Origin of the sequence: Desulfonatronovibrio magnus, from assembly GCF_000934755.1 — a bacterium.
GTDB classification, from domain to species: Bacteria; Desulfobacterota; Desulfovibrionia; order Desulfovibrionales; family Desulfonatronovibrionaceae; genus Desulfonatronovibrio; species Desulfonatronovibrio magnus.
On record NZ_KN882177.1, the window covers coordinates 1 to 14,543 of the forward strand.

Genomic DNA, 14,543 nt, shown 5'->3' on the forward strand with positions numbered 1-14,543 from the left:
ACTTGGATTCAAGTTTATGGAGCTTTGCGAGTACCTTGAAGATGTTTTGGGGGGGAAAGTAGATGTACTTACATCTGACGGCGTGAAGCAGATTCGACTGCCTGAAATTGCCGACTCCATTGAAAAGGAAACTACCTATGTCTAAGCGGTCGGAAAAAGCATATCTTCTGGATATTCAGGAGGCCATCAAAAGGACATTGAGCTATATTTCCGGCTTAGATTACTCTTTATTTGCCAGGGACTATAAAACCCAGGATGCTGTTATACGCAATCTGGAAATCATTGGTGAGGCAACCAAAAGCCTTAGCACAGACACACGCTTGCGCTATAGCGATGTACCCTGGAAAAGTATGGCTGGCATCAGAGATAAACTTATTCACGACTATTTTGGAGTGAACATTGATATCATTTGGTATGTATGTATTGACGAGCTGCCAAAAGTTGCTGTTTCCATAGAAAAAATTCTGCAAAGTGATCAAAATAATTGAAATGATTCACCTTATGAAAGAAGAAATTCTAAAAGAAAAGCACCCGGGCCCAAAGCCTGACATCATGAAATACGCTGGCATGCTCAGTGACCTGAGTCCTGAAGACAGTGAACTTTTTGAACAGGCTGTCCAGAGAAAGAAGATGTTTGGAGGCCGGGAAGTGGAGTTATGAACAAGGCGTTTTTTGATACAATCATTTTTCTGGGGCTTCACAGATTGAATTCCATGTTGAGCATCGAAGAGCTAAGCGAGCTGTGCAGAGCCATGTTCGTCCGTTTTGGCCTTCGAGGTCTTCGGTGCTGCCAGTATTTTTCTTTTTTTTACAAAGGACCACAACTCGTCGATTTGGGTATCGGTCAATTCAAGCGACATTAACAGATCAGAAAGCACACGGGCACAGTGCTCGTCGGCCCGCAAAATCACGCGGTTGACGGTATCTTTGTCCAGACCCAATAAGCGCGCAGTAGCTCGTACTCCAACCCCTTCGGCCGTGTGATGAATTATCTGGCGGATAGTCTCGGCCGGGATATGCGTTCCGAATACGGGGCTGGAATGAGTGGAGGCAAAGCGTTTGCCGCAGGTACGGCAGTAAAGCAAGGTGCGACTTTTGTCTTTGCCATACTTTCCGCGAATAGAAATGTTGCCTTTATTACTTAAACCATATTGTTTGCACAGCTTGTTGGGACAAAATTTTTTTTCAAGCTCAATCATAGTATGCCTCCAGTTAAAAGGTAAAAAAATGAATCGCCAGAGCCAAAATACTCAGAAAGGTGATCTGAATCAACCAAATAGGGACTGCATCGAAGAGTGATTGAAAGGAAATAATTTGGAGTAGCTGAAGGTATTTATGTTAGATGATGCTGCTGTTTTGGCTGCCACCATTGCCAAGCTATCCGGGGAGATCAGAAGATTTAATCTGCAGAACCAGAAAGATATGTAAAAGCTCGGCTTGAATTCTGCTGACAGCATTTTTCCTTGTAATCCCTACAAAAAAGTGGTTAGTTGACCGGAACTTAATTCAACATAGCTTTACTTCAACACTTGTCTAATAACACCCTGGGAACATGGTATATCAGGACTCCACTTGCAATCTGAAAACTCTTACAGTGCAATTTTGAGGGTGAAACAAGCTCTCTAAGGCAGAATATTGGCATATTTTGGAGCGAATGATTCGATAATTCAGCAAACTATCTCGGTCCGAGCCCAAGCACCAAACAAACAAGCAAAACAAACACACAAGCTGAGAGAATGGAAAACAGGGTAGAAATATACAGGGAAAGTGACGGTCAGACTCAGATCAAAGTTACGTTTGATCAGGATACGGTCTGGCTTGATGCACATCAGGTAGCCCAGTTGTTTGGTGTGCAGCGTCCGGCCATTGTTAAACATATCAGCAACATTTATAAATCATGTGAACTTGATAAGCAGGCAACCTGTTCCATTTTGGAACAGGTTGCCTCTGATGGCAAAAAAAGAAAAATGAACCTGTACAATCTTGATGTCATCATATCTGTGGGGTATCGAGTCAATTCAATTCGTGCCACCCAGTTCAGACAGTGGGCTACAAAGAGGCTTAAGGATTACCTGCTCCATGGCTATGCCATTAATGAAAAGCGTTTGTCCCAGAAACACCAGGAAGTAAGGCAGTTAAAAGACGGCATCCGTATCTTAAGTCGGGCTATTGAAGAAAAGGCAGGGGATACAGACTTTGAATGGCTGAAGCTCTACGCCAGCGGCCTGCGCCTGCTGGATGACTACGACCAGGAAAGACTTGATACCAAAGGCGATACCAGGGCAGCAGTTGCATATCCATCCTATGAAGAGTACCAGGCTGTCATAAGACAGATGCGCAAGGATTTTGGTTCGCAAGTTTTCGGACAGGAGCAGGGGCCAGGCTTTAAAAGTGCGGTGGAACATATCCGTCAGGGATTCGGCAATCAGGATTTGTATCCGTCCTTTGAGGAAAAAGCCGCGACCCTGCTATATCTCATAGTCAAGAATCACGCCTTTGTTGATGGGAACAAGCTAATTGCAGCAGCAAGCTTTCTATTGTTTCTGCAAAAAAAACAATCGCCTGATGTCCACCTGGAAGTGTGTTGAAAAAGTCCTTATCAGGCAGGCTGTTCAAAAATTCCAAGTTCAAGGAGCAAAAAAAGTTCAAGGTCGCAGCGTATTTATCCATACGTAAGAGTTTGAACTTTTTGAAGCGACGCAGCAATTGGGAGATTTTCAACAGCCTGACAGGATGTACTGACCATCAGCAATGAGCCCCTGGCAGGATTGACCCTGTTCATAGCGGTGAGCAGACCGGATGAGATGGAAACAGTGAAAAGATTGATCATAAGTATCCTTAACAGGAATAAATAGGGTTCCCCTGTCAGCAATTAATGCATGTGCCCTGCCCGGACACAGGGCCGCAGCCTTTTTAATAATAACAGAGGACCAGGTAAGCGATCTGACGGCCAGGATTGAATCGGGCCGCCTGCAACCCGGATATTCAACCCGTAAGGAGCACGTTCAGCGCCTTAATGAACGGTCAAATCGGGATCAAGGTTAATAAACATGAGTAATATCGTTAAGTTTGAAAATGTCGAAAACAGAGTTCTGGAAATCAGAGGGCACAAGGTGATCCTGGACAGTGACCTGGCAGAACTCTATGGAGTGGAAACTAAGCGCATTAACGAAGCTGTAAAGAATAATCCGGAACGGTTTCCAGATAATTATGTTAAAGAGCTGACTTTAAACGAAAAAAAACAACTGGTCGAAAATTTCGACCGGTTCAATCGACTCAAGCACTCCACCGCCCTTCCAAAAGCATTTACAGAAAAAGGATTCTATATGCTGGCGACTACTTGCCCTGTGAAATGCGCAGCACCTCGAAGAGGATTTCACCGGGGTCCTGAAAAGCCCACAGGCTGTACAGACCACCATTGCCATCATTGAGACCTTTGCCAAGATCAGGGAACTTTCCAGAAACATCAAAATTCTTTCGGATGTCAAAGATGAATCCGAACAGCAGGGTTTGATGCAGAAAAGCGGTGAGATCATTGCTGAAATACTGGATGATGACTTAAAGACCACGGATACTGAAACGTCCATTGAGATCAATTTTGCGGTATTGAAATTCAAGCATTTGATAAAGAAAAAGAACAAATAGTTTGAGTAAACTCATAGCTTCGAGCTTGTCCGGGCTGGTATGATTCATGAATTTGTTGAAAAACCCGAGCTATCAGCAATAGAGGTTTTAACAAGCGTATGCGCAGGATTCCGGCGCTGTCGCACCACAACCTGAGATGCATCCATTACAACACCTCATCAAACCCATACCATGAACAAAACGCCAGAACAAACAGCACGGGACAGCATTGATGCAATGCTTGAGAGGTCCGGGTGGGTGGTTGTTGATAAAACAGCCATCAACTGGAGTCTTGGGCCTGGGCTTGCGGTTCGGGAATATCAGACCGACGTGGGGCCTGCGGATTATGTTTTGTTTGTGGACCGCAAGCCTTTGGGCGTGATCGAGGCCAAGAAAGAAACCGAAGGCCATCGCCTGAGCACTCATGAAACCCAGGCTGAATTTTACGCCCAGAGCAGGCTGAAATGGTTCGCAGACGACCAGCCCCTTCCTTTTGTTTATGAAAGCACCGGCATATTAACCCGTTTTACAGACATGAGAGATCCCAAACCCCGCGCCCGCCCGGTTTTTTCATTTCATCATCCAGTCACATTAAAACAAAGTATCCAGCAACAAACCAGCCTGCGCCAGCGCCTGCAGCACATGCCGGACCTGCCTGTGCAGGGGCTTAGAAACTGCCAGATCAGGGCCATTACCAGGCTTGAAAAATCCTTCCGGGAAAACAGGCCCAGAGCCCTGGTTCAGATGGCCACGGGCAGCGGCAAAACATACACCGCCATAACTTCTGTTTACCGCCTGCTCAAATACGCGGATGCCAAACGGATTTTGTTTCTGGTGGATACCAGAAACCTGGGAGAGCAGGCTGAGCAGGAGTTCATGGGCTTTCTGCCCAGTGACGACAACCGCAAATTCACCGAGCTATATAACGTGCGGCGGCTGAATTCCAAGTACGTGCCGCCGGACAGCCAGGTGTGCATCAGCACCATCCAGCGCATGTATTCCATTCTCAAGGGTGAAGACCTGGAAGATACTGCGGAGCAGACCAACCCCCATGAATTCGTGGCTGCGGGTTCGCCCAGGGAAATTGAATATAATGAAAAGGTCCCCCCGGAATTTTTTGATTTGATCGTGATCGATGAATGCCACCGCTCCATCTACAACCTGTGGAAACAGGTGTTGGATTATTTTGACGCCTTTTACATCGGCCTGACCGCCACCCCGGACAAGCGGACCTTTGCCTTTTTCAATGAAAACGTGGTCAGTGAATATCGGCATGAAGAAGCCGTGGCCGACGGGGTCAATGTGGGGTTTGACACCTATCTGATAGAGACAAAGATCACTAAGGACGGGGCCAGGCTGGTGGCCGAGCAATGGGTGGACAAGCGCGAGCGCCTGACCCGGAAAAAGCGCTGGGAGCAGCTTGATGAAGAAATTGTTTACACACCAAGCGATCTGGACCGGGACGTGGTCAATCCCAGCCAGATCAGAAACGTGATCAAGGCCTTCAGGGATAAACTCCCGGAAATGTTCCCCGGACGCGAAGAAATCCCCAAAACCCTTATTTTCGCCAAAACCGACAGTCATGCTGATGATATTATTCAGATAGTGCGCGAGGAATTTGCCGAGGGCAATGATTTCTGCAAAAAGGTCACCTACAGGTCCGAGGAAGACCCCAAATCCGTACTGGCCTCCTTCCGCAATGATTACAACCCCAGGATCGCGGTCACTGTTGATATGATCGCCACGGGCACGGATGTAAAACCCCTGGAATGCCTGGTCTTCATGCGCGATGTCCGTTCCAGAAATTATTTTGAACAGATGAAGGGCAGGGGAACCCGGACCCAGGGCTATGATGACCTGAAAAAGGTGACTCCTTCGGTGCATAGCGCCAAAACCGGATTTGTGATCGTGGATGCCGTGGGCGTTAGTAAATCAGTTAAAACCGACAGCCGCCCCCTGGAGAGCAAAAAATCAGTTCCCTTGAAGGATCTGCTCCAGGCCGTGCTCATGGGACAGACCGACGAGGACCTGTATTCGTCCCTGGCCGGCCGCCTGGCCCGGCTGGATAAGCAGATCTCGGATAATGAGCGAGACAGGTTCAAAAAGCTGGCCCAGGGGAAATCCATTAATCAGCTGACGCATGAACTCCTGGATGCCCATAATCCGGACAGAATCATTGAACACGCTGCGCAAAAGTTTGATCTGCCGCCGGGTACAGATCCGGATAAGAATCAACAGCAGACTGCCCAAAAGGAATTGATTCACCGGGCCAGAGACACCTTCACCGGCGAGCTGAACGAATACATTGAAACCGTGCGCAAATCTCATGAGCAGATCATCGACACTGTTAATCTGGACAGGCTTGAATTTGCCGGGTGGGACAGGCAGGCCGGTATAAAGGCCCAGGAGGTCATTGAGGATTTTAAAGCCTTTATGCAGGCCCACAAGGATGAGATTACGGCCCTTTCCATATTCTACAGCCAGCCGTACAACCGCCGCCATGTCACCTATTCCATGCTTCGGGAAGTGCTGGATACCTTGAGGCTGAAAAAGCCCGGGCTTGCCCCGGCCAGGGTCTGGCAGGCCTTTGAACAGGTGGAAAAGGTGAAAGGCAGATCCCCGAAAAGCGAACTCACAGCCCTTGTTTCCCTGATCCGGCGGATTACAGGTATTGATGAGACCCTGACTGCTTTTGATCAGACCGTGGACCGCAATTTTAAAAAATGGGTGTTTGGCAAACAGGCCGGGGCTGCCGCAAAATTCAGCGAGGAGCAGATGACCTGGCTGCGCATGATCAAGGACCATGTCATCAGCTCCGCGCATATTGAAAGGGATGATCTGGATTACGCCCCGTTTGACGGACAGGGCGGCATTGGCAAGATGTACCAGTTGTTTGGTGATGAGTTGGATGCGATTATTGATGAGATGAATGAGGCGTTGGCGGCGTAAATATGTTAGCTTTTGAGAATCTCAAAGAATCTTTACCTGAAAATTGGGAAATAGCGAAGCTTGATGATATTTGTGAAATACTGGATAGGCAAAGAATTCCAGTAAACATCAAAGATAGGCAGTCCAGAATTTCCGGGAAAGATAAAAGATTATTGTTCCCATATTATGGAGCAACAGGGCAAGTTGGATGGATTGATGATTACATTTTTGACGGTGAATATATTTTACTAGGGGAAGATGGTGCGCCATTTTTAGAAGTGTTTAAGAGTAAAGCGTACATTGTAAATGGGAAATTTTGGGTTAATAATCATGCCCATGTATTAAAATCATACTCTTCTAATAGATATTTGTGTCATTATTTAAACCAATTAGATTATAGGTATTTCGTAACTGGTACAACCAGATTAAAGTTAAACCAGGCTGCCATGAAGCAAATACCTATAAAAGTTCCCCCCCTTCCTGAACAACATGCCATCGTAGAAAAAATCGAAGAACTCTTTTCCGAGCTGGACAACGGCATCGAAAGCCTGAAAAAAGCCCGGGAACAGTTGAAAACTTATCGCCAGGCCGTGCTGAAATATGCCTTTGAGGGCAAGCTGACCCAGGAATGGCGCGAGCAGCAGATACAGGCCGGGAATCTTCCGGAACCTGCTGAAAAGCTTTTGGAGCGCATCAAGGAAGAACGGGAAGCCCACTATCAGCAACAGGTGGAGGAATGGAAAAAGGCCTGCGAACAGGCAAAGAAAGACGGCAGTAAGAACCCCGCCAAGCCCAGAAAGCCCAAAGACCTGCCTCCATTGACGGAAAAGGAACTGGCTGAGTTGCCGGAACTGCCCGAGGGGTGGGGGTGGTGTTATCCTGAATCTGTTTGCTCAACAGACAACTATTCAATCGGAATAGGCCCTTTTGGGAGTAATTTAAAAGTTGCTGATTATAAATCAGAGGGAATACCCCTTATTTTTGTGAAGCATATTACAAATGAAAATTTTTCGATCAATCAAAAATACGTTTCAAAGGAAAAATTTCAAGAACTAATACCTCACAGTGTAAAACCGTTAGATATTTTAATCACAAAAATGGGCGATCCGCCTGGTGATTGCACGATTTACCCTGAAAATAATTCGATCGCTATTCTAACAGCAGATTGTTTAAAATTTAGGGTTTGGGAAAAATTTGCGGACAGAAGATATGTAATGAACTGTCTTAAAAATGTTTATGTAAAAAAACAATTAGGTTTGATTACAAAAGGTGTTGCGCAGAAGAAAATAAGTACTGAAAGATTCAAGACACTAAAATTACCAATAACAAATCTAAATGAACAACAAGCCATCGTCTCCGAAATCGAAACCCGCCTCTCTGTCTGTGACCAGCTGGAAAAAACCATTGAAGACAGCCTGAAAAAGGCTGAAGCCCTCCGGCAGAGCATTCTCAAAAAGGCATTTGAAGGGGAGCTGACCAGGGAGTGGAGGGCGGAACACCCGGAACTGATTTCCGGTGAAAACTCGGCGGAAAGCCTGCTTGCGCGTATCCGGGAGGAAAAGGCCCAGCTGAAGGGGATTAAAAGATGAACATCAATGAATTTCAAGCCCAGATCTCTCTGGGGGAAGACAGCACTCGCCAGTTCAAGGCAGATATACGCAATGCTGAATCCCTGGCCTCTGAATTGGCTGCGTTTGCCAATTCCGAGGGCGGGACAATCTACCTGGGTGTGGCTGATGACGGCGGCACACCAGGGCTTGACAAGGCCGATGTGGCCCGGATCAATCAACTCATCAGCAATGCCGCCAGTCACCTTGTCAAAAGCCCGCTGACGGTTCGAACCGAAAATATTAGCTTAGATAATGGCCGCGTGGTGATCTTGCTGACCGTGCCTAATGGGCTTGATAAGCCTTACTTCGACAAGAACGGAGTGATCTGGCTGAAGAGCGGAGCGGACAAACGACGGGTGAACTCCAAAGAAGAGCTTGATTTGGTGAACATTTCATCAGATAGTTCGCCGAATACGGATGTGGCGTCGGGAAAGAGTCGGGAAAACGTCGGGAAAACGTCGGGAAAGCGTCGGGAAAGCGTCGGGAAAGATTCTGGATATTTGCAGGGAAAAGCCTTCTGTTACCATCCCGGAGTTAGCTTTACAGATTGGCATTACCGAGCGATCGGTACAGCGAAATATTCAGAAACTGCGGCAAGACGGATTGCTGCGCCGAATTGGCGGGTGAAAGGAAGGCCACTGGGAAGTTTTGTAATTATCCGCTTCAGCGAGGGCAATACCGAAAAGCTGTTGTTGGGTGTTTAACCCTGAAAAGGCACGATCTGATGTCAGCCCAAAACATTTACTTTTAATGAGATCGAAGAATAATATGAACGACACGGCAAGCATTGTTTCAAGAGTCTGGAGTTTCTGCCATACCCTGCGTGATGACGGGGTGAGTTACGGCGATTATCTGGAACAGCTCACTTATCTTTTGTTCCTCAAGATGGCTGATGAATACGGCAGGATTTACAAAAAAGATGTAGGCATTCCGGAAGAATACAGCTGGGAAAGCCTGAAATCCAGGAAAGGCGCGGACCTGGAAGCCCATTACATCACCCTGCTAAGAAGCCTGGGAAAGCAGAAAGGCATGATCGGCCAGATCTTTGTCAAATCTCAGAACCAGATCCAGGACCCGGCTAAGCTCTTCAAGATCATCCACATGATCGATGCGGAAAACTGGGTCATGATGGGCGCTGACGTCAAAGGCGATATTTATGAGGGCCTGCTGGAAAAAAACGCTGAAGACGTCAAAAGCGGTGCTGGGCAGTATTTTACCCCAAGATCCCTGATTCGAGCTATGGTGGAGTGCGTCCGGCCAGAACCCTTAAAGGCCATCGCTGACCCGGCCTGCGGCACAGGCGGGTTTTTCCTGGCTGCCTATGATTTTTTAGTCAGGGAGTATAGTCTGGACAAGGAACAGAAAAAGTTTCTCAAAAACCAGACCTTTTTCGGCAACGAGATCGTAGCCAACACCCGCCGCCTGGCACTCATGAACTGTTTTCTGCATAACATCGGAGAAATTACCGGTGAATCAGCCATTTCACCCAATGATGCATTGATCGCAGATACCGGTGATCGGTACGACTATGTCCTGACTAATCCTCCCTTTGGCAAGAAAAGCAGCATCACCATTACCAATGGTCTAGGCAAGCAGGAAAAGGAAGACTTGCGCTACAACCGGCAGGATTTCTGGGCTACAACCTCCAACAAACAGCTCAATTTTGTCCAGCATGTGCGGACCATGCTCAAGACAAACGGGCAGGCAGCAGTGGTGGTGCCGGACAATGTGCTCTTTGAAGGGGGAGCCGGTGAAACAGTGCGTCGAAAGCTACTGGACAATACCGACCTGCACACCATCCTGAGACTTCCTACCGGGATCTTTTACGCTCAAGGTGTGAAGGCCAATGTGATCTTTTTCGATAATAAACCCGCAGCCAAGGAGCCCTGGACCAGAGAAGTCTGGTTCTATGATTTCAGGACCAATATTCATTTTACCAAGAAAAAGAATCTGATGACCTACCAGGACCTCAAGGATTTTATTGCCTGCTACAATCCCGGGAACCGCCACCAGCGCAAAGAAACCTGGTCTGAAGACAACCCGGACGGCAGGTGGCGCAGATTCACGTATGACGAGATCATCGCCCGGGACAAAACCAGCCTGGACATCTTCTGGATCAGGGATGAAAGCCTGGCTGATCTGGACAACCTGCCCGACCCGGATGTGCTGGCCGAAGAGATCGTGGAAAACCTCGAAGCCGGCGCCCAGAGTTTCAGGCGGATCATGGAATCCATCAATGGACGATAAGATACTTTGCTTGCACTCATCTAAGCCATTTGATTACCCCCCAAACTCCACTTCCACTTTAGTTGCTACATCAGCAACATGACAGCATCTTTGTAAGCATACTCCAATTTTTTGCAAAAGCAGCGTATCGCTTTTGTCTGTCTTAATCTTTTTTTTCAACTCATTTGAGATATCGTTCAAATATGCATGCTATATCTTGCATATTTCGATATTCCTGGCCCATATATTGGACAACTTTCAAATAAATTACTCGATATAACAATTCATAATCATGTCAACTGAGACAGATATTGTTGCAAAAGAAAAAATTTTTCGAAAAAAAGTATTGTAAAATAAGCATATTTTATGCAAACATGAAAACATTTATTGTTCGGCCAAAGGCTACGGACATGGACAGAATTGATGATATTGATATTGAAGATATTGAGCAGATGAAAAATGATGGACTTTCTCCTGCCCTGGTTATGGAAACCAGCGAACACAATTTTCAGGTTTGGCTCAAGCTGGACCGAGATGTGGATATTCCTACAAGAACAGAAATTGCCAGGTATCTGGCCAGGAAATATGATGGCGATCCAGGCAGTGCAGATGCATCACACTTTGGTAGACTGGCCGGATTTACAAATCGTAAGCATGAAAGATTTATCGAGGGCAAGGGTTTTCCTTTTGTTCTGCTTCATGAACATAAAGGCCAGGAATGCAGGATGAGTGAAGAGTTGGTTTTTATCGCAAAGGAAAGGCTGGGAAATGTCAGGGCAAGGCAAGTTGATCAGCTGAGTAAAAGTGAACATTACCAGAACATGCTGTCTTCTCTCAATGCCCCCGATCTTCTGAATACTTATCATGCCCTGGAAAAAGAATATCTGAAGCGTCATAAATCCTTAGACAGCAGTGTAATTGATTTTGCTTTCTGCAGACTTGTTTACAGGGTTACAAAGAGCACAGGTGAGACAGTATCCATTTTAAGGCAGACACGACTAGATATTGAGGACAAGAAAAAAGGCCATGTGGATGAATATCTGGAGCGGACAGCATTCAAAGCCAAGCTCATGGAAACAAAATATGCCGGATATAGTTACGAGGTAGTTTCACGGGAACTGAGCAGGGAGTGTGCAGAGTATATGCGCCTGAAAAAATCAGAAGGGTATCATTATCCATTTATGGATAATGAAAGGGTTGGAATGGAAATTTAATGAAAAGCATTTTTTTGATGAAAAAATTGATTAAAATAATTTGATGCAAAAGAGCAGATAAGAAATTTGATGGCTCTCAATAATTATTTTTTTGGCAAAAAAAACAGATTTTTTTGCTTACTATGTGCTTACCAATAAAAAAGGGTTTACAGAAAAAATCCTGTAAACCCTTGATTTTATTGGTGCCGAGGGACGGAATTGAACCGCCGACACGGGGATTTTCAGTCCCCTGCTCTACCGACTGAGCTACCTCGGCTTTTGCCATGTCGTTGGAAGATAGATCTATATCCGAGAGTAAATTTGATGGCAAGAACTTTTTTTTAAAAAATAAAATTTACTTTTTTCCAAAATCAGGTTATTGGCTATTTTTGTTTGGAGTCAATAGTTCATAAATTTTTTTGAATCCTTAATTTTCTCATCATCTTTAAGTAATGACAAGGAGTGAATAATGGTATCTATCATCTGGTTAGGCTTGTGCTACATTCTTGGCTCGCTGCCTTTTGGCCTCATGATCGCTCAGGGTTTCTGCAGGATAGACCCAAGGCAGCATGGCAGTAAAAACATTGGTGCTACAAATGTGGCCAGAGTCTGTGGTTTTCAGTACGGTCTGGCGGTCCTGATTCTTGATATCCTTAAAGGATATCTTCCCATCCTCCTGGCTTTCAGCTTCAGTGGGTCAATCGTTCTTGTTTCCCTCACAGGACTGGCAGTTGTAGCAGGACACATGTATTCCGTATTCCTTTACGGTAAAGGCGGCAAGGGTGTAGCAACTACAGTAGGCGTATTTCTTGGTCTTGCCCCCATGGCTACAGTATGGGCCATTGGTATCTGTCTGGCGGTCATTTATTTGACAGGCTTTGTATCTCTCGGATCCCTTGCCTTAGTTACAGCAGCACCTGTTGTCTTTCTTCTCAGCGGCAATTTTGCTTATATTATTGCTGCTCTGCTGCTTATGGGACTGGTTTTCTGGAGACATGAAGAAAATATTCATCGCTTGCTGAGCGGTGAGGAAAGCAGCTGGCGTAAAAACGTGAATGAAGATTAGCAACTTTTTTGTTAATTTTATCGAGTATACATGCTGGTAATCTGGTAAGCGTTTCACTCGATCTGCCTGACTGCAAACCAGGGAGTGACTCACGCTGTTTAAACCTGGATTCCTGCTTTCGCCGGAATGACGGAAATATGTCATAATTTGTTTTAACCGTCACCCCGGTCCCGGATCTAATCCGGGACCGGGGTGACGGTTTTTTTATAGTTACACTTGTAAGCGCCCATGTCAGGGCGCTTTTTTTTGGGTGTTGCGAGGCTTATTGTTCTTGACAGGCTGGGGGCTGCGAGGTGTGTCAGGTCAGGTGATTTTCAATGGATTGGACCAAGTCAGTCAGGGAATTCCGCCTAAGTGCTGAAATGGGAATACCCATGGGGTAGGTGTTGCTGACAAGGGTGCGGGTCTGGTCATCAAGTCGGTCCCATTTGTTGAGGGCAAGAATAATAGTTTTTTCCTGAAGTCCCAGCTGCTCCAAAATGTTTTCCACTGCCTGAACCTGCTGTTCCAGATCCGGATGAGAAGAGTCTGCTACATGGACCAGAACATGGGCCTGGGATAATTCTTCCAACGTAGCCATGAATGCTTCCTGTAAATCTTTGGGCAGGTCTTTGATAAAGCCGACAGTGTCAGTCAGGATTACTTCTTTATCTTTGGGAAACCTGAGTCTTCTGCTGGTGGGGTCCAATGTGGCAAACAACTTGTCTTCTGAAAGAATATCGCTGTGGGTAAGGGTGTTGAGCAGGGTGGATTTGCCAGCATTGGTATAACCAACAAGAGAAACAACAGGAATGTCTTCCTGCTGCCTTTTGGATCTTGTGTTCTGGCGATGTTTGCGCAGGTTTTGCAGATCATCCTTAATCTTTTTTATTCTATCTCTGATTTTTCTTCTGTCCAGTTCAAGCTTGGTTTCACCAGGCCCCCTGCCGCCAATGCCACCGGTCAACCTGCTCAGGGCCCGGTCCTGCTTGACGAGTCTTGGTAGTGTGTACTTTAGCTGAGCCATTTCCACCTGAAGTCTGCCCCCTTTGGATGTGGCATGCTGGGCAAAAATATCCAGGATTAGCTGGGTGCGGTCTATCACTTTTCTTTCAGTGATAGAGGCAATATTTCTAAGCTGTGTGGGAGTAAGTTCCTGATCAAACACCAGGATTGATGCGTTATGCTGCAAAGCCATGACCTCGAGCTCGGACAGCTTGCCTTTCCCAACTATGAACCTGGGATTAACCCTTGCTACTCGTTGAATCATGGTCCCGGCCACTTGCAGCCCTGCGGTTTCAGCAAGATCTGCCAGTTCTGAAAGTGAGTTTTCAAGAACTTTTCTCGGAGCCTGTCCTACACTAATGAGCAGACAGCGACCTGACTGGGATCCTGTTTCAATGGATGCCTGGCTGCGATCCAGTTCCTTTTCCAGAGAATCAACTGTCTTGGCGAAATCAAAATCAACATGTGTCCAGGGGACTGGTTCATGGATGAGATAGGGATCATTTTTGGGATTGGGGGGTAGAAGATGAGCCCATTGAAACTTGTCCGGATCGCCTTGCTCGTCAATGTTCAGAAGTGCAATGGAGTCCAGACGCAGAAAAACCATGTCCATGACATCTTCACGGCTCAGGGGGGAGGACCCGATATGAGTATGGAAAAGCCTTATGCCCCGCAGCCTGCCGGTACTCTGGCGTGCCCTGTCTAACTGGGGGATAAGTATGCTTTCATGGTCTCCTACTATGACCATGAAAACATGCCCGCGCCTGTCTATGAGCAGACCTATCTGGCGTTTAATCTGGCTGGTAAGATCTGCCAGTTCATGAAGCTGTTCAGGCGTAAATCCAGGACTGGCAGGATATACCCTGAAGTAAAGCCTTGACAGGGCCTTGATTTGACTGGGCTTAAGCCCGG

The 14,543-nt window shown here is 46.5% G+C and carries 15 protein-coding genes and 1 tRNA gene; 12 read left to right on the plus strand and 4 right to left on the minus strand.

The window, feature by feature from the left end:
- The first annotated feature begins 137 nt into the window (after positions 1–137).
- Both LZ23_RS16210 and LZ23_RS24225 read left to right on the plus strand, forming a co-directional pair.
- Positions 138–488, plus strand: a complete 351-nt coding sequence (locus tag LZ23_RS16210) for a HepT-like ribonuclease domain-containing protein (RefSeq protein ID WP_045215899.1) — start codon at positions 138–140, stop codon at positions 486–488.
- A gap of 13 nt (positions 489–501) precedes the next feature.
- Complete coding sequence (locus LZ23_RS24225) at positions 502–660, plus strand: hypothetical protein (protein WP_157493286.1); 159 nt, start codon at positions 502–504, stop codon at positions 658–660.
- 71 nt (positions 661–731) lie between these two features.
- Here LZ23_RS24225 and LZ23_RS16215 read toward each other — a convergent pair whose 3' ends face one another.
- Entirely contained in the window at positions 732–1,199 is a 468-nt protein-coding gene (locus LZ23_RS16215; RefSeq protein ID WP_045215901.1) for a helix-turn-helix domain-containing protein, read from the minus strand.
- A gap of 537 nt (positions 1,200–1,736) precedes the next feature.
- Here LZ23_RS16215 and LZ23_RS16220 point away from each other — a divergent pair.
- Entirely contained in the window at positions 1,737–2,588 is an 852-nt protein-coding gene (locus LZ23_RS16220) for a virulence RhuM family protein/type II toxin-antitoxin system death-on-curing family toxin (protein ID WP_052507452.1), read from the plus strand.
- Positions 2,589–2,662: 74 nt separating this feature from the next.
- Here the strand turns inward: LZ23_RS16220 and LZ23_RS25150 are convergent, their stop codons facing one another.
- Positions 2,663–2,830 carry a hypothetical protein gene (locus LZ23_RS25150; protein ID WP_157493288.1) on the minus strand — a complete coding sequence of 56 codons (168 nt, stop codon included), beginning with the start codon at positions 2,828–2,830 and terminating at the stop codon, positions 2,663–2,665.
- 220 nt (positions 2,831–3,050) lie between these two features.
- Here LZ23_RS25150 and LZ23_RS25155 point away from each other — a divergent pair, with 220 nt between their 5' ends.
- The 7 genes from LZ23_RS25155 (at position 3,051) to LZ23_RS22860 (ending at position 11,602) form a co-directional block, all read left to right on the plus strand.
- Complete coding sequence (locus tag LZ23_RS25155; protein ID WP_232300523.1) at positions 3,051–3,431, plus strand: ORF6N domain-containing protein; 381 nt, start codon at positions 3,051–3,053, stop codon at positions 3,429–3,431.
- 82 nt (positions 3,432–3,513) lie between these two features.
- Positions 3,514–3,645 (plus strand): hypothetical protein, encoded by a 132-nt coding sequence (locus tag LZ23_RS25380; RefSeq protein WP_269745192.1) that lies wholly within the window; start codon positions 3,514–3,516, stop codon positions 3,643–3,645.
- A 171-nt stretch (positions 3,646–3,816) separates the two neighbouring features.
- Positions 3,817–6,573, plus strand: a complete 2,757-nt coding sequence (locus tag LZ23_RS16230; RefSeq protein WP_045215902.1) for a type I restriction endonuclease subunit R — start codon at positions 3,817–3,819, stop codon at positions 6,571–6,573.
- A 2-nt stretch (positions 6,574–6,575) separates the two neighbouring features.
- Positions 6,576–8,141, plus strand: coding sequence for a restriction endonuclease subunit S (locus LZ23_RS24775; RefSeq protein WP_052507453.1), 1,566 nt, complete (start codon positions 6,576–6,578; stop codon positions 8,139–8,141).
- The gene (locus tag LZ23_RS25690; protein WP_052507454.1) at positions 8,138–8,866 is read left to right on the plus strand and encodes an AlbA family DNA-binding domain-containing protein; all 729 of its coding nucleotides are present in this window, start codon (positions 8,138–8,140) and stop codon (positions 8,864–8,866) included. The genes LZ23_RS24775 and LZ23_RS25690 overlap by 4 nt, the downstream gene beginning before the upstream one ends.
- A gap of 64 nt (positions 8,867–8,930) precedes the next feature.
- Complete coding sequence (locus LZ23_RS16245) at positions 8,931–10,409, plus strand: class I SAM-dependent DNA methyltransferase (RefSeq protein WP_045215904.1); 1,479 nt, start codon at positions 8,931–8,933, stop codon at positions 10,407–10,409.
- A 353-nt stretch (positions 10,410–10,762) separates the two neighbouring features.
- Entirely contained in the window at positions 10,763–11,602 is an 840-nt protein-coding gene (locus LZ23_RS22860; RefSeq protein ID WP_157493290.1) for a DNA-primase RepB domain-containing protein, read from the plus strand.
- Between the two features lie 180 nt (positions 11,603–11,782).
- Here LZ23_RS22860 and LZ23_RS16255 read toward each other — a convergent pair.
- Positions 11,783–11,858: transfer RNA gene (locus LZ23_RS16255), tRNA-Phe, on the minus strand.
- Positions 11,859–12,050: 192 nt separating this feature from the next.
- Between LZ23_RS16255 and plsY the strand changes: the two genes are divergently transcribed.
- Positions 12,051–12,647 (plus strand): glycerol-3-phosphate 1-O-acyltransferase PlsY, encoded by a 597-nt coding sequence (plsY, locus tag LZ23_RS16260; protein ID WP_045215906.1) that lies wholly within the window; start codon positions 12,051–12,053, stop codon positions 12,645–12,647.
- Between the two features lie 298 nt (positions 12,648–12,945).
- Here the strand turns inward: plsY and hflX are convergent, their stop codons facing one another.
- The gene (gene hflX, locus LZ23_RS16265; RefSeq protein WP_232300524.1) at positions 12,946–14,379 is read right to left on the minus strand and encodes a GTPase HflX; all 1,434 of its coding nucleotides are present in this window, start codon (positions 14,377–14,379) and stop codon (positions 12,946–12,948) included.
- On the opposite strand from hflX, the gene LZ23_RS25160 reads away from it, so the two are divergent.
- The gene (locus LZ23_RS25160) at positions 14,359–14,511 is read left to right on the plus strand and encodes a hypothetical protein (protein ID WP_232300525.1); all 153 of its coding nucleotides are present in this window, start codon (positions 14,359–14,361) and stop codon (positions 14,509–14,511) included. The genes hflX and LZ23_RS25160 overlap by 21 nt on opposite strands.
- Positions 14,512–14,543: the final 32 nt, after the last annotated feature.